This is a genomic window from Candidatus Tisiphia endosymbiont of Ptychoptera albimana (genome assembly GCF_964026605.1).
In the GTDB taxonomy this organism is placed as follows: domain Bacteria; phylum Pseudomonadota; class Alphaproteobacteria; order Rickettsiales; family Rickettsiaceae; genus Tisiphia.
In genome coordinates, this window is the sequence record NZ_OZ032164.1 from 167826 (window position 1) to 190265 (window position 22440).

Here is a 22440-nt window from a genome sequence, read left to right on the forward strand (position 1 = left end):
CCAAACACAAAAAACAGGGATTAATTGTATGACGAGCAATGTCAAAAATTAACAACAAAATGATTCAACAAAGCTGAATTTCTAGAAAATGATAAAACCATAAAGCAAATAAGTCTTAGAGGTAATGATATTGGTGATGAAGGGACGGATATACTGGCAGGACTTCTAACAAATAATGAAATTATAAAGCAAGTGGATATTGGTAGCAATAATACTAGCAAGATATCTAAAAAATAATAACACTATAAAGAAAATATGTCTTAATAATAATATTATTGGTGATGTTGGGATTGTCCAACTTGTTAAAGCTTTGGAAACTAATAGAAGCATCAGCCAAATAGACCTTAGCTATAACAATATTACTGACAATGGAGCAATAACACTGGTGGGACTTCTAGAGTCTAATAATAAAATTACAAGCAAGATAATAATAGATTTCACAGATTTTGACAATGAAAATATTAGTTATCAAGTAGAAGAGCTGTTAACTGAGACCCTAGAAAGCTACAACAAAAAACAGGGGGTATAATTTTAAAAATATTCATCTGTATCATATCTGATACAGAATATCAATAAGGGGATTGATGTAAACAGTGGCATTCGGTTAAGTTTTTAACTTATCTATTTTAAAGCAAACCCATATAAATAAAAAGGCCCATATTTAGACTTAGAGCGTAATAATTCAAAAACTAGGCCCCCCTACCATAATGATACTAAAAAGCCGTGTAATAGCCTTAAAATAATAAATATGGATATCTATGATAAACCACTTGATAAAGTTACTCTTGCTACGAGTTAAAACAATTATTTTTACAATAACCAAAAATTATTAATGATAAAAAAATGTGACACTTGGCTCTAATACTGAGGTTACTTGGATAATTTAATGCAAACTCAACTTGACTTGTGCGGTGTTTGATATATCTCTGCTCTTTGAGTAGATACTACTTTCTAATTAAAGCAAAATTTATTATCTAAGGAAAAAATATGCCAGACAAAGCAACAAAATCAATAATTTTAGTTCGTGTTTCAACAAGGGAGCAAAAACAATTGCTACGTCAATAAAACAGTAGTGCATCGAATGATCCAACAACCATTTTATTACGGTGAGATGAGAGTAAAAGGAGAGATGTGGTCACATGGTTATCAACCTATTATAACAAGAGAGATTTTTATGGCATGTAAAGATGTACGTTTAGGTTGGAAGAAGAAGCCATTCAAATATGGTGGGAAAGATTTTCTCTTTAGAGGATTAATCACCTGTGCAGTAACTGGCAAAATGGTAACATCTGAAATTCATAGTAAAACATATACAAACGGTAAAGTGGATGAATGGACATATTTAGCTACTTGGGATCCACATAACCTAGACAAGAAAATATATATAAGAGAAGATGAGGTTTTAAAGCAAATAGAAGAGGTTTTTAAAAGAATAGGTATAAGAGACCCGGAAATGCTAAAAGAGACTCTAGCCTATTTAAAAAACACAAATGAGCTAAAGAAAGATGAACATGGGCAAGCAACAGCTGCTTTAAAGAAAGAACATACAGAAAATGAAAATAAACTAAATTCATTAATTGATTTAAGATTAAGCAGCGAACTAAGCAAAGAAGAATTCCAAGCAAAGAAACAACAATTAAAAGATCGTCAATATGAAATTGCTCGTTTACTTAAAGTTTATGAGGAAGCAGACGATAAATTTACTGATACGGCTACAATGCTAATAACTCTAGCTTCTGAAGCCTATGAAACCTTCAAAGGTTCTGAAAGCCCTCAAAAACGCAAAATGATAAATTTCGTATTTCAGAACCTCAAACTAAGGGGCAAAAAACTTGAGACCTCCCTACGTTTCCCGTTCGATATTTTTGAAAAAACGACAACTTGTACCGAATGGCGGGGCGTAGTGGACAATTTCAGAACCAAAATTGAAATAAAAATGCTCATAACACATTATCGCTCTCAGGAATTTATTAAATGACAATTATATTAATATTAATTAATATAATTGCAATAATTAGCGTTCTGTCACCTGATATTGTAAATCCATATTTTTACCACAAAAAGCCATGCAGATTTTTAGTATTTGCTTAACATATTGATACTGTCTTATTTTTACATCGTATTGCTTATCTATGATCTGTTTTAATCCCATTTGGGCTACCAAGGCTAAATCTTCTGCATTTTTGGCTATCTTATACTCAATAATAATTGCCTTATCTCCTTTACTAGATTTTGGAATCATGATAATATCAGCTCTTCCACTTCCTGACTCCTGTTCACTTGCTATTATGTAGCTAGGTGATAATATATTAACAAGTCCTAGCATAAAGCCACTATAAAATAACTCTGCCTTCTTTTCTCCCGTTTGATAAAAACTGGTAGAATTTACCAACAATTCTTGTAACCGTTCTTTAAATTCTTCTATTTTACCTGCTGCTAATAAACTGATAAAAGAGTAATATCTAGAACTATCAATTTTTAACTGACTAGTAACCCATTGGAGCATCCTTGCTTTATATATATATCTTACTTCTCGATTTGGTGCTGACAATTCATATATATTTTCTTCTGAATTTTGAACTGTAGGGTTTAAATAACCGCTGAACAGTAATAAACTGAGCAATCCTACTGGTTTGTTAATATCAGCAAAACTAATTTGTTTAGTAATAGGTGAGACAATACTTTTTCCAGCAGCTAAGATCTGTAAATCTTCCTGCATTTCGTCTGACAATAATGCTTTATCCACAAGACCTGTGCCTCCACTATCTAGCCAATAATAATCAAGCTTACCTTTATGTGCTAAACATTGCATTATTGACCACGGATTGTAAATTACCTCTCCACCAAATGTATAACCATTATACCAATCCTTAATTTGTTCAGTATTAGTGTCAAGCGGTACTTTTGTAAGCAAATCATCTACCTCTGCTTGAGTGAAACCATAGAACTTAGAGAAATCATCATCAAGTAAGGTATATTCAGTAACATTATTCAAGTCTGAGAACAAATTAGCTTTAGCAACCCGTAATATGCCAGTAATTATGCCTTTTTCTAAGTAAGGATTAGTTTTTAGACTACTACCAAATATGCCACGAAATAGTTCAAGTACTTGTTCAAATTCTTCTGATTTATCACCAAATTTAATATATGAACTATTAATCGGTGTATCATACTCATCGATCAATATATAAACTTTTTGATTAAAGTGCTTAAACAGTAGTTTACTTAAGAAAGCTAAACTAATTTTCAACTGCACTAATTCTACCTTATCTGTACCTGTTAAATAATCTTGAAAATTCTTTTTTTCTTCTACACTAAGTTTATCACTACTTTCTAGATATTTATGATGGTCATAAGCATTTTTAACATTTATCCTTATCCCACTCTCAATTTCTTGATAACTACTACCTTTAACGTCCTTAAAATTTATGGAAATAATAGGAAATTGACCTTGACGCTTCATAGCATTTGTTATATTAGCAATTTTTAACGGTTTCAGTGTTTTAGTCTCACCAAAGCCTGAATCTACTTTTCCACCAACAAACAATTTGATATTGTTCTGATACTCTAGTGCTAATGGATTTCCCTGTCCATCTATTTCGATTTCTAAGAATCTCCTAATCATATCCATGTTCAAGCTCTTACCCCAACGTCTTGGTCGAGTAATTAGGGTGACTTTACCGCTATCTTCTAATAATTCCTTGATCATTAAACTTTTATCAACGAATATATCGCTATTAATTAGCAGATCATAGAAGTCATCACTACCCACTAACATCTTTGGTTGATAATTAATATTATTTTTGCTCTTTTTCTCTGTCATTGTTTTTACGAGTTTCTATTGACTATAATATCATTATACACCTGTTTTATTATCCACTAATAGATATTAGTAAAATTTCTGCTAATCATACTATTTTTTATCAATATTGAAGTCAAATCTAATTTTGGAAAATTAGGAGTCTATTAGGTAATTTAAACTCAAGAATTTTTTCTTTATACTTCATAATTTTAATCCTTGTTGTTTAATAAGTTTATGATCATAATTACCTTAATATTCACAATAATTCCCCAATAATTCCTGTAACAAGTTTTGGTCAGAATTACATATGTAGTTAAAATCTTTACTTCCAAATAAATTAGTGAGATAATCGCTCGCGTCTATAGCCTTATTTATGTTAATGTTTAAGTTACTAGCAAGTTTCTTAAGTAATACCGAGTTATTAAGTAATGGATTATCATACTTAATGCCCTCTAGTACATTAACTGATGTATAATCATTTTGAGTTGAAATATCTACTTTAATAGGTTCTTTTATAAACTTACTTTTAACTTTTACTAACTTTAATGCTTTTTGTTTAGCAGCAGCATCTAATTTTTTTTCTAAGAAAGTATGTGGCTTTTTATTATTAATTTTTTTGGAAGCATTAGCTTTGTTAAGGTTAACTGCTTTATTCTCTCGACTACCTATTACATTATCAGCCACTTTAGCTCCTTTTTGCTCAAAAATTCTTTGGTTTTTAGTGGATATAACAGTGTTTTCAATAGTTACATCCTCTACTAATAAAGGAGATTCAGATGCTGATATTTCTTTTATTAGATGCCATACAACTTTCTTTGATTGTGGATTGGTTCTTTTCTCCCATATCTTTAATGTTGCATCATCAGAACCTGAGGCAAGGTATTGACCATCAGGAGAATAGCTTATACAACTGATTTCAGCAATGTGTCCTGTTAGATGTTTAAGTAACCTACCATTTTTAATATCCCATATTTTTATTGCCGAAGAACCTGAGGCAAGGTATTGACCATCAGGGGAATAGCTTAGACACCTACCACTAGTAGTGGATTCTTCTAGATTTTTTAGTAAACTAAAAAATTTAACACCATACCAATCCTTAATATACCATACTTTTACTGTATTGTCATTAGAACATAAAGCAAGGTATTGACCATCAGGGGAATAGCTTACACGCTGAGGACCATTGGAGTATCCCTCTAGAGTTTTGAGTAACTTACCATTTGTAGCATTCCATATTCTTACTGTTTTATCACAAGAACATGAGGTAAGATATTTACCATCATGAGAATAGCTTATACACTCAACAGCATAGGTATGTTTTTTTAGATTATAGAGTAACTTACCATTTGTAGCATTCCATATTTTTACTGTGTGGTCATAAGAACCTGAAGCAAGATACTGCCCATCAGGGGAATAGCTTATACACTTGATACTCCAAGCATGTCCCTTTAAATTTTGTAACCTACCATTTTTAATATCCCATATTTTTACTATGTGATCCTGAGAACCTGAAGCAAGGTATTGACCATCAGGGGAATAGCTTATACACTCAACAATGTCGGGGTGTTCTCTGTTCTCTTTGAGTAATCTACTATTTTCAACATCCCATATCTTTACTGTTTTATCATAAGAACCTGAAGCAAGATATTTACCATCAGGGGAATAACTTAGACAGTATACAATATTGGTGTGTTCTTTGAAATCTTTGAGTAACCTACCATCCTCAACATTCCATATTTTTACTGTACAATCCTCAGAACCTGAGGCAAGATATTTGCCATCAGGGGAATAGCTTAGACACCTGATCACATTGGTGCTGTGTCCTGCTATATTTTGGAGTAACATATAATCCTTGATATTCCATATCTTTACTCTTGGTATATCCGAATAACCTGAAGCAAGATATTTGCCATCAGGGGAATAGCTGATACACTCGACCCTGCCTAGGTGTGTTATTAAAGTTTTGAGTAATCTACCATTTTTAGCATCCCATATTTTTACTATGTTATCCTGAAAACCTGAGGCAAGGCATTGACCATCGGGGGAATAGCTTATACACGTGACAACATACGTGTGTTTTTCTAAATTGTGGAGTAACTTACCATTTGTAGCATTCCATATTTTTACTGTGTTATATATCACACTTGAGACGGCAAGGTATTGACCATCAGGGGAATACCTTATATCACGAACTACATTGGTCTGTTCATTTAGATTATAGAGTAACCTACTACCATCCTCAACATCCCATATTTTTATAGTGTGAGCTTCACTTGAGGCAAGATACTTGCCGTCAGGGGAATAGCTTATACATTTGACACCACTGGTGTGTCCTGTTAAAGTTTGGGATAATTTACTATTCTCGATGTCCCATATTATTACTGTTTTATCCAAAGAACCCGAAGCAAAATATTTGCCATCAGGGGAATAGCTTATACACGTATGTCCCTTTAGATTTTGGACTAATCTATCATTCTTATCATTCTCAGGATTCTCAACATTCCATATTTCTAATATGGGGTTCATATAACAAGAACCTGAGGCAAGCTGTTTTCCATCATGGGAATAGCTTATATACTCTACACCATAGCGTGTATGTCCTTCTAGATTTTGGAGTAACCTACCATCCTTAGCATTCCATATTTTTACTGTGTTATCAGTAGAACCTGAGGCAAGATATTTGCCGTCAGGGGAATATCTTATACACTTGATGTACCAAGTGTGTCCTTCTAGATTTTGGAGTAACTCACCATTCTTAGCATCCCATATTCTTACTATTTTATCATTAGAACCTGAAGCAAGATATTTACCATCAGGGGAATAACTTAAACAGTATACAGGAGCATTATGCTCTAAATCAGGATGTATTGATAACTTAATATCTGTCATATTAGTACCAATAAACTTAGCACCTACTAGATTTGTATTAGTTAAATTAACTTCAGTTAAATCCGCATTGCTAAAATCTACATATTGAAAAATCCCATTTCTGATATTTGCTCCTTTGATAGATATATTACTTAAATCTTCTTCAGAAAATGAATATTGTGATGCTACAAGTAATGTTATGCTATTGGCGGCTAAAGTCACTGCTTTAACAGATTTGTCTTGCTTAGTTACATCAATGGATTCCCTTAAAAAAATTTGTAATTCTTTGTTATAAACCAAGTCATCTGCTATTAATTTGATTAATTCAACATCATTAACTATGCTTTTATTACTAAGTATTTCACTTTTCTTTGATCTTGCAATTTCATCTTTGATTGCTTCAAATAAATAATAATTTTTAAATATAACATGGGCAAATCCTATTTCTACTTCTTGCTTTATTTGAACTTTAGACCCTGAAGTTTTAGTTTCAATTTTTAGCGGCAGAAGCTTTAGTATATGATATAATGCTTGTTGCGTGAATAAAGTTGATTCTTCATATCCAAAAGCCTTAAATAACTCACTGTCATCTTTAATCTTAAATTCATTTGGTAAATGTAGCTGCATAGCTATGTATTTACCTAGCTCTTTTAACAGTTGATTTAATTCTAGTTCCTGAGGGGTTTTTTTATGGTCTATATTAAGGTCTAGCAATAATTTGACCATTTCGTCTTGTTGATTTTTGTGTAGTTCTTTTACTCGCGTGCCTTGCTGAATTTTAAGATATTCATCATAAATATCTTGTCTGGTAATAGGTTTTTCTTCCGTTGAAGGTATATGTATTGAAGGTATTGTTTGCATCACAATTGTAAACATAAAACCAGTATCAATCATTGGCTCCATTTTTAATTTAGCAATTCTATCTAAATAATATTTTTCATCATGAGCTGGATCATTGTTACACTTATCAACATATTTAACATATTGGCTTACATAGTCTTCTAATTTTTGTTCATCACTATAATTAATAGGAGCAATATAACAAACTTCAAGTTGCTTTGACTCAGGCATAAACCAATTATAATCATTATTACTTGGTAAGTAGTCTGTTCTACAAGAAATTAATATTTTAGGATTTTCTAACTTTTTAATATAATCCTTAATTAATACTTCACGACTAGTAGCAATTCCTAATCCTTCGTCAAAACTATCAATATACAAATGGGCATTTTGAAGAACATTAAGTTTAAGATTAGTACCTAGTGCATTATTAATAGAATCTATGATTTTAACTAAATCAATATTACTAGCCAAATTAAAATATATTGGAAGTGGGTCACCAATCTTCCAGTTTTTTACTGCCTCAATAAACTTTAATTGTAGAGTGATACTTTTACCAGCACCAGCTACGCCAAGCAGTAACATTACCTCTTTTTGACTGCCCCAAAAACTATCTATTTTACTGGATAAAATATCGGTTTTTAACTTGGCATACCTATATGGATCAAGTCCGGTACTATAAAGTTCTATGTATAAATTTTCAGTATTTTCTATATTTTGATTGCTGACTAACTTTCTTACCTCTATATCACTTATTAAGTTTTCTATATCTTCATTAATACTTATCGATGATTTATTACTTTTAAGTCGTTCTTTGATTTTATTGATATAGTGGGTAAAAATAATATTTTTTTTATAATTGTCATCACCAACTGCTTTTATTTGTACTATGGCATCTGCGATTGAAATCCTTTGCTTTGGGTCTAGATTTGTTAAACCGCTACTTAACTTTTTAACCTCCTCTTTACTAACATCTGTGCCACCTTGTATAATACCTTCTATAATTTTACCGCAAGCAAATGACAAGGCTTTCTCAATATCAATAATTCCTTTGTTTTGTTGTAATTCTGGAGCACTAAACTCTTTTGTGTGTTGAAAGGAATATTTACGGATATTAAATTTTGTTTTCTCTTCTTCTTTGTCAATTTTAACTATTCCACCAAGATCAATGATTGTCGCCTTCCTTATATCTGTATCATAAAGAGTATTATCTGCCTTTAGATCTGTCATTGCAACATTCTGCCCTAATAAATCTTGTGTTTTTTGAAACACATCTAATAGATAAGGTTTTTGATATTCCCACTTTTGGTAGTTTGGATTTGCAAACACTTTAGTTGCTGTATTTTGTGGTAGCACTTCCATCATCAAATATCCTTTACGATGATTCTGCCCTACATTTCTATCAGTAACCAACGCCATATCAAAAACACTTGGTGCATATATTATATCTGCTACATCACTGGTAAAATAATCTCTAAGGGTTGTGTCAATAATTTGTTCATAAGATGGCTCTAGAGAGTTAATACTTTTAGTCTTTTTGATACAAATCAAATCACTAGGCTTGGATTTAGCATCAAATAAGCTTAAAGCAAACCTTACTGTACCAAAACCACCTTTACCAATTGTAATCTGTTGTTTTCTTCCTTGTAACTTATCTTTTAGGTAATCACTGCTAGCAACTTCTTTAATAACTTGTTCATTATTACTTAGGTTATTTAACAGCAAATACATACCACCATCTTCACCCATAATCACTGTACTAGGTAAATTAAACTCCTCTTTATCAAATCTGCTAGTTAAAATTGCTTCCTTCAGTTGATTAAATTTATTCTGATCACTAAAATGATTTTTTAGGGTTTTTAGTACATCAGTAGTTAGCTTAGTACTATCAACAGCAATGTTTGGGTCTTTCCATAAAAGAAACTCAATTGCTTTTTCTATTTCGGCTTTAATTGGCTTAAATAAATCTTCTTGTAAAATATCTATTGCATCTTCTTCAAACAAGATATCGCCTACTTCAAGCATTTTCTTTGCTATTCGCCAGTCTATTTGGTCATTTTCATTCTCAAATAGCAATTCTTGTACTAGTATACTTATACCACTTATGAATATGTTACGTTCTGCTCCTTTTATAGATTCTGCTTCAACCTTACATGATACATCAAAATAACATACCCATGGTTTATATAATTCGTCTCCCTGAAAAGCGTTATGCAACTCTCTCATGATCCTATTTGAATCAGATATATACTTTTCAGCCTTAGGATTCTTTAAATTATTTAGGTATTTTATTCCTAAATCCAGTCTCTCATACTTATCTAGGGATGGAGCACTTGGTACTTGTTCCAGCAGATTAAATTTCTTTTCATTACTTATATCTTTTGAATCTAAAGTAGTTTTTACTTCATTTATAGTTGTTATTTTCCCTCCTACTAGTACTGGAACAACTTCTTGCATTTGTTCTTTAGACATATTCGTACCCCAGCTATAGTAGTTAATTTATATGAAAGTCTTTATATTTTTATTAAAATTGTAACAGTATTCGTATTTGATTAGTACACTTGAATATTCATCTGACAGTCAAAACTTAACTGACAATCAGAGGGTGAATTTACAGTATCTATCAGATCAAATCCTGACTTTTGCAAAATCATATACCCACATCTTTTGAAAGCGAGACTCAATAGAATCCCTCTCTTATTCAGCAAGGATTCTACTCAAATACATTCACTACTATTATCTGCTAAACTTAGTAAACCACCTAATACAATAAAAGGGTCGTTATTTTCTATTGCCTCTTCTATTAAATATGGATTTAATTCCTTACTTAACTTTAACACCTCATTAAAGTTACCTCCCCATAATTTGCTTACATCTTTCATTAACCCTAAATTATTTAATAAAGGGTTGTCGTAAACCACTTCATTTAAAAAATGAACCTGTTTTGTTGTTTCAGCGTTAGGATTAGCCTTGTTGTATAGTTCGTTTAATAACTGTTTAATTCCAACGTCATTTTTAAACTGAGCCACTATTTTCTGACCTAATATATTAACATCTTCATTATTTCCCACAAGTTGGTCATCAGATTTAACGATACTATAAATAAATAGCACTACATCTTCCAAAACCATCTTACTTACCTCGTTTTTTGATACACTCGGTATTTTAGTAATTTTTAATTCTAGTTTGTCTAATACCTTACTTAACCATTCTTTTGCTTTATCAATTCCTTCAGGCTTTTTTTCTTTAGATAATATTACGTTTGAAGCTTTAATTTTAGCAATGTCAATTGCTGAACTTGCTAGTGCCATATCTAAATCTTTTGGAAGGATAAAACCAGATATACTATCAGCTACTTTTTTTGCCGTCCGAATTAACTTAACTTCAGTATATTTTTCATAAAAACCATTTATAACACCTATTCCTCCTCCTGCAATTCCAAGTGGTGGAAAAAACTTGCCAGCTAAACCTAAGCCGTCAGATATCTTTTTTATTATTGAACTATAATCGTCTCCCTTTCCTTTTATTAAACCAGTGCTTATCAATTTATATGCAAGTAAGCAATCGCTTAAAGTACAGTAAAACTTAGTAGCATATTCGCACACCTCTGAACCATATTCTTTTTCTAATAACTCAAATTTTTCCTTAATTTCCACCTCAGTACCTACATTAGCTTTGGTTAAAGTATCGTCAATATGAACTATCATCTTCTTTTGTCCATCCAGCTCTGTTATAATTATTTCAAGCTTATTATCAAATAAGTTGGTAATTTCAGTGGAAGTTGATTTTAATTTCTCAAACTCATCTTTTGTTACAAAACTAATTAATTGTTCTTTAATCTCTACTATGTTTTCCGTTGCTACTTGTAATCCTTCCACTACTACTTGTAAACCTTCATCTAATAATTGTACATTTGTTGCTACCTTATTCATTTTTTCGGTCAATTCCATATTGCGTGCTTCAACTAATTCATTATGATCTTCTTGCTTTAACGTATTATTTTTGACAATTTCTACTAGCTCATTATGATTTTCTTGAAGCTTGTTATATTTTTCTTGAAGTTCGTGCAATTGTTCAGCATCTGCTTTGCTTTGTATTCCCCCAAATTTTGTTTGTATTCCTTTAACTTTATTTTCTAGTTCTATGTAAGAAGCTAAAATCTCTGTGATATAAGTAATGTTCTGCTTAGTTAATCCTTCTATTTTACCTTTGTTAACTAATGTAACTGCTTCGTTAAAGCAGTTTAGACCTTCTTCTTTTCTACCTGTAATACTTAGAAGTATGCTTCCTTTATTACAATAATATAGAGGATTGGGGTTTTTAGTTCTAGCGTTAATTGCATCTTCAAAAGCTTTAAGAGCCTCCTCATTTTGTGCTTTAACCACGTAAGTTAGTCCAATGCTATTGTAAACAGCAGCTTTATCCTCTGAACTTGCTGACCTATCATTTTTATATGCTTTAAGACCTTTATCATATTGTTCAAGTGCCTCATCATACCTAGTAAGTTTACGTAAACAATCTCCTAGAGCTTTATATATATTCACTTTAGGCTTAAGTTGTTTTTCAGCAATTTCTTTATAATACTTTAAAGATTGCTCATATTCTTCGATTCCATACAATATGTTACCGTATTTATGTAAATATATGATTTCTTTTGTATCTCCTGAGGTATCATTTCTATTAGATTTCTGTATCCCAGCCACATTTTGAAGAAGATTTTTAGCTTCGTCTAAAGTCTTTGTTGCTACTTCAATATTTCCTTGTTGTTTTTCAGAGTCAGCTTGCGTAAGCAAGTTACGAATTTCATTTTTCATAATTTTACTCCTTGTTGTTTAATAAGTTTATGATCATAATTATCTTAGTATTCACAATAATTCCTGTAATAGGCTTTGGTCAGAATTACATATATAGTTAAAATCTTTACTTCCAAATAAATTAGTAAGATAATCGCTCGCATCTATAGCCTTATTCAAGTTAATGTTTAAGTTACTGGCAAGTTTTATTAAAATAATAACAGTACTTTTATATATTCTCTATAACTAATTTTAATAAAATAATTAATTTTTATTATTTTGTTTCAATTGTGATTTTTCTAACACCAAATATACCATTCTTCTTCTTTTTTACTGTCTTTTTTCCATTCCCCCACCTACACCCTGACCATTCTAGGAAGGGAGTTTTTGCTGCCTATATCAACCTTACCACAAAAAATAAACTGATTTATTTACGCACAAAGTTTTAGCATTTGCTTTTGGAATCCCTCTACCCGCACTTGGGCAAACTAGGTAAACCTAGTTTGCCTGCGCTCAAAGATTCAGTTTTTGTCATTGCTATTACCCAAAACTTACAGCTTATAGCGGTAATAGCAATGGCAATATATCACTGTAATAAATCAGAAGTACAAAGAAGCAAAGGACACAATGCAGTTGCAGCAAGTGCCTATATTTCAAGAAGTAAATTGCAGCTTATTACAACTGACCGTAAAACAGGAGAAAAACGTACTATTACCTATAATTTTACCAGTAGAAAAGGACTCCGCTCATAGCATAATTCTAGCTCCAAATGATGCTCCTAGTTGGGTATATGATAGACAAGAATTATGGAACAGAACAGAAAGTAACGAAACAAGAAAAAATGCTGAAACAGCTAGGAAGCTGATCATAGCTTTACCGAAAGAATTAACCCTACAGCAGAATATTGAGCTTATCGAACAATTTGCTTTGAAGTGTCTAGTTAGCCATGGCATGGTAGCAGATATAAACATTCATTATGACAATCCAAATAATCCTCATGTTCACATTCAGATGACTACTAGAAAACTACTACGTTTAGAAAATGGCGAAATAATTTTTGGTGAGAAAGGACGTGAATGGGGAAGAAGAAATTTTTTATATTATTATCGGGAAAATGTAGCCTATTTCATCAACCAATATTTAGAAAAATATGGTCATTTAGCTAAGGTATCGCATTTATCACATAAAGCAAGAGGAATTGATTTAATACCGACTATCCATGAAGGAACAGCGTGGTATATAAAAGACTCGAAGCTAAAATTAACAAATATACAAATACTAAAAGAAAATGCCGCAAAGATTAGAGAAGATATAGAATTAGTTTTTCAGAAATTATCAATTAACAAGCCAGTTTTTACTAAGGAAGAAATTGCTATAGCGCCGATACGTTAGCTGTAGATATTGAGTCATGGCAAGCGGATAAACAAGGATTTCAGCAACGTTTAAGAGAGATAAGTAAACAATTAGTAGCAGAAGATTTAGCAACAGAAAATATTAAGGAAAGTCCTGTCCAAAATTTAACTATTTTAGCAGTTAGAAAATGTTATAATTTCAGTGCCGCTTGCAGTTGTTATGTGTAACTCTGCTCTATCTACCTGATTCGGTATAAAAATCTTCTCGCCTAAGTGAAATTTAGCGATATCCGGCAAATGATTACTATTACTTGCGTAAACATTTTGCATGATTTTTTTAAGATTTTCGATATCTTTTGACTTGTTAAATTTGACAACAATTCTTCGCATATAATCCCCTGTAGTATCTGTATTGTAGGGGAGTTATTATATCATAAAAAATCACAATTTGCATCATATTTTATTCCCACCAAATTTTATATTCCCAAAAATTCTTTATAAACACACTTTACATATAAAAATATATTATATATTTTATACAAAGTATATAACTTTAATAATAGAACAGGACTGTGTAAGTCTAAAAAACGTCATTGCGAGGAGACAAATGAAATAACAACAGTACTTTATTGATAATTAAAAGCACTAGTCACTTTGAATCGAGATACAAAGAGAGGAGAAAATGAGCCATCTAGAAGCAATTATACGACAAATAACAACTAACTCTATTACTACTGTTGACCTGAGTTATGAGAAGATAGAAGATGTTGAGGCAAAGGATCTAGCAGAAGCCCTAAAGATTAATCATTCTATTACTACTCTTAATCTTTATGGCCAGATAGGAGATATTAAAGTAAAGGATTTAGCGGAAACCTTAAAGATTAACCAATCTATTACTACTCTTTACCTTAAAAATACCAATATGGAAGGGACTGAAATTAAAGAACTATCAGAAGCCTTAAAGGTTAATCAATCTATTACTACTCTTAACTTTTATTTTAGCCAGATAGGAGATGATGGAATGAAGGAGCTAGCAGAAGCCTTAAAGGTTAATCAAGCCATTACTACTCTTAAGCTTGAACATAACCAAATAGGAGATGTTGGAACAAAGTATCTATCAGAAACCCTAAAGATTAATCATTCTATTACTATTCTCTATCTTAGAGATAACCCAATAGGAGATGTTGGGGCAAAGTATCTAGCAGAAACTCTAAAGATTAATCACTCTATTACTAACCTTGACCTTGCTGCTAACAAAATAGGAGCTGCTGGAACAGAGGAACTCGCAGAAACCTTAAAGATTAATCAAGCTATTACTACTCTTGCACTTTATAACAATCCAATAGGAAATGTTGGGGCAAAGTATCTAGCAGAAACCTTAAAGATTAATCACTCTATTACTTCTCTTGCCCTTGATGGCATCTATATGGGAGATGCTGGAGCGAAGGATATAGCTGAAGCCTTACAGATTAATAAATCTATTACTGACCTTGGTCTTGGTGCTAGCCGGATAGGAGATGCTGGGGCGAAAGATGTAGCAGAAGCCTTAAAGGTTAATAATTCTATTACTTCTCTTGCCCTTAATCATAACGATATAGGAGATGCTGGAACGAAGTATCTGGCAGAAGCCTTAAAGATTAATCAATCTATTACATCTCTTGATCTTTCTTATAATAAGATAAGAGATGCTGGGGCAAAGGATTTAGCAGAAGCTTTAAAGATTAATCATTCTATTACTTCTCTTCGTCTTAGTAGTACTGAGATAAGAGATGCAGGGGTGAAGGATTTAGCAGAAGCCTTACAGATTAATAAATCTATTACTTCTCTTGATTTGTACTGGAGCTATTATCCAGGACATGATAAAACGAAAGCCCTAGACGAAGCCCTACAGATTAATAGAAAATTTGCTGAAAAAGCCAGACAAGAGGCTGAAAAACTAAAACAGCAACAACAAACAGAGGTAGTTGAAAAAGCCAGACAAGAGGCTTTAGCTGAGCAAGCAAGGCAGCAAGAGGCTGAGAGAGTTGAGCAACAGACAAACCTTAAAGAACAAGAAGAGGTTAAGACAATAAAAGAAGTGGTTGTTCTAATCCGAGATGGTAACGACCGCCTGCAGGAACATGGCAAAAAGGGAATATTGCTACTTGGTAATACCGGAGCTGGCAAGAGTACACTCGCTCATTTGTTTAGTGGCAGAGAACTACAGGCGATTTTTGATGATGAAACTGATGAACTGGTTATTGATGCGATGCAGCCACTTGCCAATATTGTCATTGGTCATAAACTGGCTTCCGAGACTAAAATCCCTAATAAATGTTTTGCTAAAGATATAATCATTTGGGACTGCCCTGGCTTTAATGATACTGACCCTGTTCAAGAAATCGCTAACGGCTTCTATATTAAAAGACTCTTTGAGACTACAGAGCAGCTGAAATTTGTGTTGGTAATACCTGAATTGGTTTTAAATAGTGCTAATGAAAGAGGTAGTATTTTTCTTACAACACTATCTAATTTTATAAAAAGTTTTAAGGATATTGGAGCTATAGAAAGTAGCATATCTTTGGTAGTTACCCATGTATCGCCACACAAGAATATTCAGCATATCAAAAAATCTATAGAGAAAATATTAGCAGATAATCAAGGAGCAACAGACGAGCATAAAGCACTGATTAATAAACTTAAAGAGGATGGCTCAATACATCTATTTTATAAGCCAACTGACAAAGGTGAGTTAGTTGTACCTGATTTACTTGCGGCAATAGACGGGTCATCTAAATATTCTGACGCTACAGGTGATATGGTCAACATAGCTATTTCTAAGAAAGCTATGGAGTGCTCGTCTCATCTATTAAATACTGCTAGTAACAATTTTAATCAACTATTAGAAGTGATAGTTAAAGCTATTGGTAATGCAACTAAGTGCTTAAATGTCAATCCACTCAATGCATTTTCCGAGAATTATAATCTTGTTAAAGATTGGATACCTTCATCAATTAATTACCATGAACTGAAACAACATAGTGAAGGCGAATATTTTCTAGAGCTGGAGTTATTAGCAAGATTGCAACAAGTATTTAGTAAGCCGATAGATAGCATATCAACCGCCATAATCAAATTGCAGATAGCAGTGGAGATTTTTGCTGAATATGCTGAATCTGATAATTCTCAGCTTAAGCATCAGATACAAGAGTATGGTTATTGTTTACAGCAGCAATATGACTATGTGCAATTCTTTTCTGATGTCTGTAAAGCTGCATTGCCTGATCATGCAAAGATTGCAGAGTTAATAACGGCTTGCCATACTAAAGTAACAGAAAATCTTGAGTATCAAGTTAGTAGCTTACCTATTGACAAAAACCAATCTGACTCAGCTTATTATCATGAAGCTCTAAAATACCTGAAAAATTATCAAGATTCTCCTGCCTGCAAGAATCTTAAAGCTATAGCCTATAGTTGCTTAGCTACTATTGCTGAGAAGGATGGTGGCAATGAAGCTGCATCTGTTTACTATGCAAAAGCTATCGAAGCCAATAGCCATTTACCAGACATATATGAAAAATTGGGACAGCTATTTTTTAACAAGGGAGAATATGCTAAGGCAATTGACTGTTATAAAATAGTTAATGACGAATTTAGGATAAAAGCATGTTTTAAAGCATGGCTAAAACAAGATAAAGAAAATCCAAATATAATGTTACAGCAGGCTGAGTATTTTGAGTCTATAGGTTTATTTGAGAAAGCTAAAACATATTATCACGACGCATTCAGCCTCAGTCATGATGAAAATTTTAAGGCTACGGCTTTAGAGAAAATTGGGAATATTATGGCTAATACTGCTCCTCAGAGTCAGAATTTTATCACTAGAGCAAGGGAACATGATTTTTATAATTATGAGCTGGTAAATGAAGCATTTACCCACAATTTACTTGGCGACTTAAAATGTGATTTATACTGCTAAAAGATTGCAAAGCAGTTTGCTGTAAGTATACTCAATTAACCTGAAGAGTTGGCAAAATGATTAAAAGTTATAGTCTGAAATTGGTCAGTTATAAGAGTAAGCAAATTACCTTTGTATTTATCAATATTAGCAAAAAATCTATCTATAGCTTCTGAGAATTGAGCAAAATTATGGTAAAATTTATTATTTGTTACAATTCTATGCATAAATTTCCATAATCGTTCAATCGAATTAATATTAGGGCTATAGGGTGGTAAAAATACTAATTCTATTTTGCTATTTACTAGATAATCCTTTATTTTCTTTGACTTATAATACCCAGCATTATTACAAATCAAATATATCTTCTCTTTATATTTACAACAAGTCATAAAATATTTAGATGCCATTGTTGCCAATAATAAAGTGATACTTGATGCTTTAAGTGGTAAATTTTAATAAAATTATTTACCCTTATTTTTTAAAGATTTGTAGCTATTTGAGGTAATGAAATAAAAAATTTTAATGTGTAGCGACTTGATATTTCTGATTAATGTCGCCACACATTAAATCTTAATTAGCTAAATTAGGTGTTTAATTTAATAATAATTCTATTGTCTCGAGTTTAGCATTATTATAACAAATTTTACCAAAAAATCATTGATAGAGGAAAACCTCTATACTTTTGGGAGTTAGCTAGTTTATCATTTTTTAAAGCCATTGCCACCCATCTTACTTACCCACCACAATAGGGACGAAGCTAGCAGCAATGTTAATAAGAACAGATTACCAAATATCACCTCGAGTCCAAATTTTACAATAACTTCAACTAATCCGCCTTTACCTGCAGCAATTATATATTCATTAATTTCTCGCTGCTTTTTCCTCTCTAAAATATCTTCTACTAGTGCTTCGGTAAAATTATGGTCATACTTTAAACCTGATTCACCATATTTTTGCTCAAACTCTTCCTTGGTTAATTTGTTATTATAACTTTTAAAATATTCAGCAATATCCCGTAATTCAGGATCAATAATATCTTGTGGGTCAAAAGCTCGCCATAAAGTTGATAGGCTTGGACTATCTGCATAAGCTTGCCTAGCAGATGCCCGCCAAACATCTAATTTACTACTACCTAACAAATCAACGATACTTTTATTAAATCTACGCTCCGGTAATAAGGTAGAATAGTAACACGGGTGAATTGGTTCGTTATTTGCCCGATAACCTGCGTATACTTCCTCATTTTGAAGCTTTATTTCTTGAGGATAAGTTTTTCTGAATACTTTCTCTCTTAATAACTCCTTTTTTAATCCAAGACTTTGTTCTTTGGTATTAGGATACTCATTTAATGATTGATTCAATTCTTGAAATGGACGCATTACTATGTGTAATTTTTGATGAACATTTGCTGAATCCTGGATTGGAGAATATAACTCTAGCATTGATCCCATAGTGAGTTTTAATGATGGGCTTTTATTCTCATATGCCCCTAACTCAATTGTAAAGTATGAATCATTGCTAGATTGATTTATATTTAAAATAATAGTTATATTAGTACTTGTGTTAGGACTTATCACTTTTGGTAGTAATATAGATTTAGCAGTTTTGGCACTCGGTAGGTTACTACCCTCAGCTTTACAGGTACTAATTAATATTAATTGTGCTAATAAAATATTTAATAATGATATTATCCTTGAGTTCATATGTAATTTCCTCATTGATGAATTAAGACTTTATAAATAACCTAGGGAAGTTTTAGGCTATCTGTGATAGTATCTCTTATTTCATCAAGATTTTTAATCATTTTTTATAAGTAATTCTTAGTTAGTCCAGCAATGCTAAATTGAATTGAGATCAAAGGAATATGTTGGTAAATACAGAGAGTACATCCCATTCTTTCAATACTTCCTTGATTTTAATAGCCAAATTATGTGCTTATTTAATAATTTTGGCCACTGTCTCTAGTTCAACACTACTAATAATAAATTTTATAAAAAATCACTAATTGTGAGCAAAAAGGTGTACTTCTAGGATTAATGAGGATATCTGTGAAGATGACACTACGTGGTGTAGTTGAACACTGAGATTAGAAGCAATAATCGCAAAATTTTTAAATCTAACCTCAGTGTCTATTCTCTATAAGCAAAATAGGAGTTAATTTTATGACTAACGATGTTAAAGATCAACAACAAAATAATTTAATAAATGAAAAAATAAATAATATCACTAATATTGCGGCACAAATACTTAGAGAAGTTTTGCAGAGCAATAATATAACTTATATAGAACTTATCGACGTTCGTATAGGTTTAGAAGGAATTGCAATACTTGGCAAAGTTTTAGAAGATAATAAGCTTATAACCGCAATACGTCTTTGCGACAACGATATTGGATTTGAGGAACTAAGTCTGCTTATCGAACTGTTAGAGAATAATCATAGTTTGATTAATATAGATATTGAATATAACAATATTGGGGTTCAAGGGCTAGTCATACTAGATGAATTTCTAGAAAATAATAAAACCATAAAGCAAATAAGTCTTAGAGGCAATGATATTGGTGATGAGGGAGCGGATATACTGGCAGGAGTTCTAACAAATAATGAAATTATAAAGCAAGTGGATATTGGTAGCAATAATATTAATGATAAAGGAGCAATCATACTAGCAAGACTTCTAAAAAATAATAACACCATAAAGAAAATATCTCTTAATAATAATATTATTGGTGATGTTGGGATTGTCCAGCTTGTTAAAGCTTTGGAAACTAATAGAACCATCAGCCAAATAGACCTTAGCTATAACAATATTACTGACAATGGGGCAATAACACTGGTGAGACTTCTAGAGTTTAATAATAAAATTACAAGCAAAATAATAATAGATTTCACAGATTTTGACAATGAAAATATTAGTTACCAAGTAGAAGAGCTGTTAATTGAGACTCTAGAAAGCCACAACAAAAAACTGGGGGTATAATTTTAAAAATATTTATCTTTTTTTAATAGTGAATATATTGATGTGGTTAAAAAGGTATCTATTACACCAAAAAAGATCATGTTTTGCTTGCAACAATATCACGGTACTCAAATAAAAGCCTAAATGTTATAGGGGAGATTTTTGTACATAGGTGAATTTGCAAAATTCTTTTTGCAATATCTATGCCAATTGTAGTAATCTGTATTATAGATAGCTGCATTACAAATATATGAAAACTGTTTTACCCGAACGCTCCGTGATAATTCAAGAAAGACTTGATAATATCGTCAAAGAAATTCTCGCTGTATCAAAGCACAAGATTGCGATGATTATTTTATTTGGCTCTTACGCTAGAGGAGATTGGGTACAAGATGAGTATAAAAAAGGTCACATTACCTATAGCTATCAAAGTGATCTCGATATTATGTTAGTCATGAAGAAAGGCAAACATGCCGGTCTTGCAGGGTTAGCAATAGAAGATAAAATAGAAAAAAGGTTGGAAAAGAAATCATTAAGAAATCCTTTTGAGTTATGGGTAACTTTGGTACTAGAATCAATCAAGACGGTAAATAGCCAGTTAGAGAAGGGGCATTATTTCTTTTCTGATATTAAGAAAGAAGGAATACTCTTATAATGATAGTGGCGAGTTTCAGCTGGCAGAAGCTAAAAATTTACCTTGGACAGAAAGAAGACAAATAGCTGAAAAAGATTATGAGTACTGGTTTACAAAAGGAGCAGAGTTTTTTTTAGAATGTGGATATCCTTTAGAAAGAGGTAATTATCCATTTTCAGCCTTTTTACTTCATCAAGCTACCGAAAGTTTTTATAATGCTATCCTGTTAGTTTTTTCCGGTTATAAACCGAAACTGCACGATATACGAAAACTAGGTAGTATAGCTGGAAATTACAATGAAGAACTATGGCAAATATTTCCTCATTCTAGTATTGAGCAAAGGCAATGTTTTAGATTACTTGAACAGGCTTATATTGAAGCTCGCTATAACAAAGATTATAAAATAACTAAAGAACAGCTACTTTACCTTATTGATAGAGTTAAAAAATTAAAAACAGTGACAGAAAAAATTTGCTTGGAAAGGATTAATAAAGAGGTAATTTAAGCTCCTTAATATAGACAAAGTAAGTCTATAAACGCAATGACCTATAAGTTTGAGGGTATTAGGGTATAGTAGTTTTGTTGTTATGAATTATTATAACAATCTTTGCGGTGTTGAATTACTAGTATATTAATTGTTGTATCTACTATTTGATAAATCACTCTATAATCACCAATTCTGAGGGAGCGGCAACCTTTGAAGCTATGTTTTAAAGGTTTACCAAATTTTATTGGATCAGATAATAGCTTTTTTTCAATGGTTATCTTTATTAAATATTTAACTGGTGTAGAAAGCTTAGGGATATCTTTGTGTATAACTTGATCTGAATAGAGAAGATTATACATTTATTTCCAAACATCCGTATGACGAATCCATTCCTTAGTATTACCTATCCTTTCATCTGCTAATTTAGCTAATATTTTGTCCTCTTGAAGTTCTAGACTAGTTATAATAAGGTCTTTTGCTACTTTAGATAGGGATTCATTGTTGACTTTAGCAAGACCTGCAATTTCATCAAATATTTTCTCGTCTAAAGACACTAATAATCGTTTAGCTGCCATAAGATCACTACAATTTATTTGTTATGACTCAATTGTATCATATCTGATACAGAATATCAATAAGGGGATTGATGTAAACAGTGGCATTCGGTTAAGTTTTTAACTTATCTATTTTAAAGCAAACTCATATAAATAAAAAGCCCATATTTAGACTTAGAGCGTAATAATTCAAGAACTAGGTAGATTCCTACC

The 22440-nt window shown here is 31.9% G+C and carries 15 protein-coding genes; 7 read left to right on the forward strand and 8 right to left on the reverse strand.

Annotated elements, in window-relative coordinates:
• The first annotated feature begins 199 nt into the window (after positions 1 to 199).
• Together AAGD36_RS00860 and AAGD36_RS00865 are read left to right on the forward strand one after the other, a co-directional pair.
• Complete coding sequence (locus AAGD36_RS00860; RefSeq protein ID WP_341755529.1) at positions 200 to 529, forward strand: hypothetical protein; 330 nt, start codon at positions 200 to 202, stop codon at positions 527 to 529.
• A 552-nt stretch (positions 530 to 1081) separates the two neighbouring features.
• Positions 1082 to 1978: a hypothetical protein gene (locus AAGD36_RS00865; RefSeq protein WP_341755530.1), complete on the forward strand. Its 897-nt coding sequence runs from the start codon at positions 1082 to 1084 to the stop codon at positions 1976 to 1978.
• Positions 1979 to 2014: 36 nt separating this feature from the next.
• On the opposite strand, the gene AAGD36_RS00870 is transcribed toward AAGD36_RS00865, so the two are convergent.
• From AAGD36_RS00870 to AAGD36_RS00880, 3 genes are all read right to left on the reverse strand, one after another.
• Complete coding sequence (locus AAGD36_RS00870; protein ID WP_341755531.1) at positions 2015 to 3823, reverse strand: AAA family ATPase; 1809 nt, start codon at positions 3821 to 3823, stop codon at positions 2015 to 2017.
• A gap of 228 nt (positions 3824 to 4051) precedes the next feature.
• Positions 4052 to 9982, reverse strand: coding sequence for an NACHT and WD40 repeat domain-containing protein (locus AAGD36_RS00875; protein WP_341755532.1), 5931 nt, complete (start codon positions 9980 to 9982; stop codon positions 4052 to 4054).
• A 245-nt stretch (positions 9983 to 10227) separates the two neighbouring features.
• Complete coding sequence (locus tag AAGD36_RS00880) at positions 10228 to 12324, reverse strand: tetratricopeptide repeat protein (RefSeq protein WP_341755533.1); 2097 nt, start codon at positions 12322 to 12324, stop codon at positions 10228 to 10230.
• A 606-nt stretch (positions 12325 to 12930) separates the two neighbouring features.
• Between AAGD36_RS00880 and AAGD36_RS00885 the strand changes: the two genes are divergently transcribed.
• Complete coding sequence (locus AAGD36_RS00885) at positions 12931 to 13695, forward strand: MobA/MobL family protein (protein ID WP_341755534.1); 765 nt, start codon at positions 12931 to 12933, stop codon at positions 13693 to 13695.
• Positions 13696 to 13829: 134 nt separating this feature from the next.
• On the opposite strand, the gene AAGD36_RS00890 is transcribed toward AAGD36_RS00885, so the two are convergent.
• Complete coding sequence (locus AAGD36_RS00890; RefSeq protein ID WP_341755535.1) at positions 13830 to 14045, reverse strand: hypothetical protein; 216 nt, start codon at positions 14043 to 14045, stop codon at positions 13830 to 13832.
• Positions 14046 to 14337: 292 nt separating this feature from the next.
• On the opposite strand from AAGD36_RS00890, the gene AAGD36_RS00895 reads away from it, so the two are divergent.
• Positions 14338 to 17613: a hypothetical protein gene (locus AAGD36_RS00895; RefSeq protein ID WP_341755536.1), complete on the forward strand. Its 3276-nt coding sequence runs from the start codon at positions 14338 to 14340 to the stop codon at positions 17611 to 17613.
• Between the two features lie 35 nt (positions 17614 to 17648).
• Here the strand turns inward: AAGD36_RS00895 and AAGD36_RS00900 are convergent, their stop codons facing one another.
• Both AAGD36_RS00900 and AAGD36_RS00905 read right to left on the reverse strand, forming a co-directional pair.
• Complete coding sequence (locus tag AAGD36_RS00900; RefSeq protein WP_341755537.1) at positions 17649 to 18002, reverse strand: transposase; 354 nt, start codon at positions 18000 to 18002, stop codon at positions 17649 to 17651.
• A 294-nt stretch (positions 18003 to 18296) separates the two neighbouring features.
• Positions 18297 to 19298 carry a hypothetical protein gene (locus AAGD36_RS00905; RefSeq protein ID WP_341755538.1) on the reverse strand — a complete coding sequence of 334 codons (1002 nt, stop codon included), beginning with the start codon at positions 19296 to 19298 and terminating at the stop codon, positions 18297 to 18299.
• Positions 19299 to 19757: 459 nt separating this feature from the next.
• Here AAGD36_RS00905 and AAGD36_RS00910 point away from each other — a divergent pair, with 459 nt between their 5' ends.
• From AAGD36_RS00910 to AAGD36_RS00920, 3 genes are all read left to right on the forward strand, one after another.
• Positions 19758 to 20573 (forward strand): hypothetical protein, encoded by an 816-nt coding sequence (locus AAGD36_RS00910; RefSeq protein ID WP_341755539.1) that lies wholly within the window; start codon positions 19758 to 19760, stop codon positions 20571 to 20573.
• A gap of 229 nt (positions 20574 to 20802) precedes the next feature.
• Positions 20803 to 21207: a nucleotidyltransferase domain-containing protein gene (locus AAGD36_RS00915; protein WP_341755540.1), complete on the forward strand. Its 405-nt coding sequence runs from the start codon at positions 20803 to 20805 to the stop codon at positions 21205 to 21207.
• Between the two features lie 61 nt (positions 21208 to 21268).
• Positions 21269 to 21691, forward strand: a complete 423-nt coding sequence (locus tag AAGD36_RS00920) for a HEPN domain-containing protein (RefSeq protein ID WP_341755974.1) — start codon at positions 21269 to 21271, stop codon at positions 21689 to 21691.
• 80 nt (positions 21692 to 21771) lie between these two features.
• Here the strand turns inward: AAGD36_RS00920 and AAGD36_RS00925 are convergent, their stop codons facing one another.
• On the reverse strand, positions 21772 to 22032 hold the full coding sequence (locus AAGD36_RS00925) for a type II toxin-antitoxin system RelE/ParE family toxin (protein ID WP_341755541.1): 261 nt from the start codon (positions 22030 to 22032) through the stop codon (positions 21772 to 21774).
• The gene (locus tag AAGD36_RS00930) at positions 22033 to 22248 is read right to left on the reverse strand and encodes a hypothetical protein (RefSeq protein ID WP_341755542.1); all 216 of its coding nucleotides are present in this window, start codon (positions 22246 to 22248) and stop codon (positions 22033 to 22035) included.
• Positions 22249 to 22440: the final 192 nt, after the last annotated feature.

Bases quoted from the DNA above. Each gene is read 5' to 3' on its own strand.
- AAGD36_RS00895 (WP_341755536.1), top strand. From the start codon at position 14,338: ATGAGCCATCTAGAAGCAATTATACGACAAATAACAACTAACTCTATT.
- AAGD36_RS00900 (WP_341755537.1), bottom strand. From the start codon at position 18,002: ATGGCATCTAAATATTTTATGACTTGTTGTAAATATAAAGAGAAGATA.
- AAGD36_RS00890 (WP_341755535.1), bottom strand. From the start codon at position 14,045: ATGCGAAGAATTGTTGTCAAATTTAACAAGTCAAAAGATATCGAAAAT.
- AAGD36_RS00915 (WP_341755540.1), top strand. From the start codon at position 20,803: ATGAAAACTGTTTTACCCGAACGCTCCGTGATAATTCAAGAAAGACTT.
- AAGD36_RS00925 (WP_341755541.1), bottom strand. From the start codon at position 22,032: ATGTATAATCTTCTCTATTCAGATCAAGTTATACACAAAGATATCCCT.
- AAGD36_RS00930 (WP_341755542.1), bottom strand. From the start codon at position 22,248: ATGGCAGCTAAACGATTATTAGTGTCTTTAGACGAGAAAATATTTGAT.
- AAGD36_RS00865 (WP_341755530.1), top strand. From the start codon at position 1,082: ATGATCCAACAACCATTTTATTACGGTGAGATGAGAGTAAAAGGAGAG.
- AAGD36_RS00910 (WP_341755539.1), top strand. From the start codon at position 19,758: ATGACTAACGATGTTAAAGATCAACAACAAAATAATTTAATAAATGAA.
- AAGD36_RS00880 (WP_341755533.1), bottom strand. From the start codon at position 12,324: ATGAAAAATGAAATTCGTAACTTGCTTACGCAAGCTGACTCTGAAAAA.
- AAGD36_RS00870 (WP_341755531.1), bottom strand. From the start codon at position 3,823: ATGACAGAGAAAAAGAGCAAAAATAATATTAATTATCAACCAAAGATG.
- AAGD36_RS00885 (WP_341755534.1), top strand. From the start codon at position 12,931: ATGCAGTTGCAGCAAGTGCCTATATTTCAAGAAGTAAATTGCAGCTTA.
- AAGD36_RS00905 (WP_341755538.1), bottom strand. From the start codon at position 19,298: ATGAACTCAAGGATAATATCATTATTAAATATTTTATTAGCACAATTA.
- AAGD36_RS00875 (WP_341755532.1), bottom strand. From the start codon at position 9,982: ATGTCTAAAGAACAAATGCAAGAAGTTGTTCCAGTACTAGTAGGAGGG.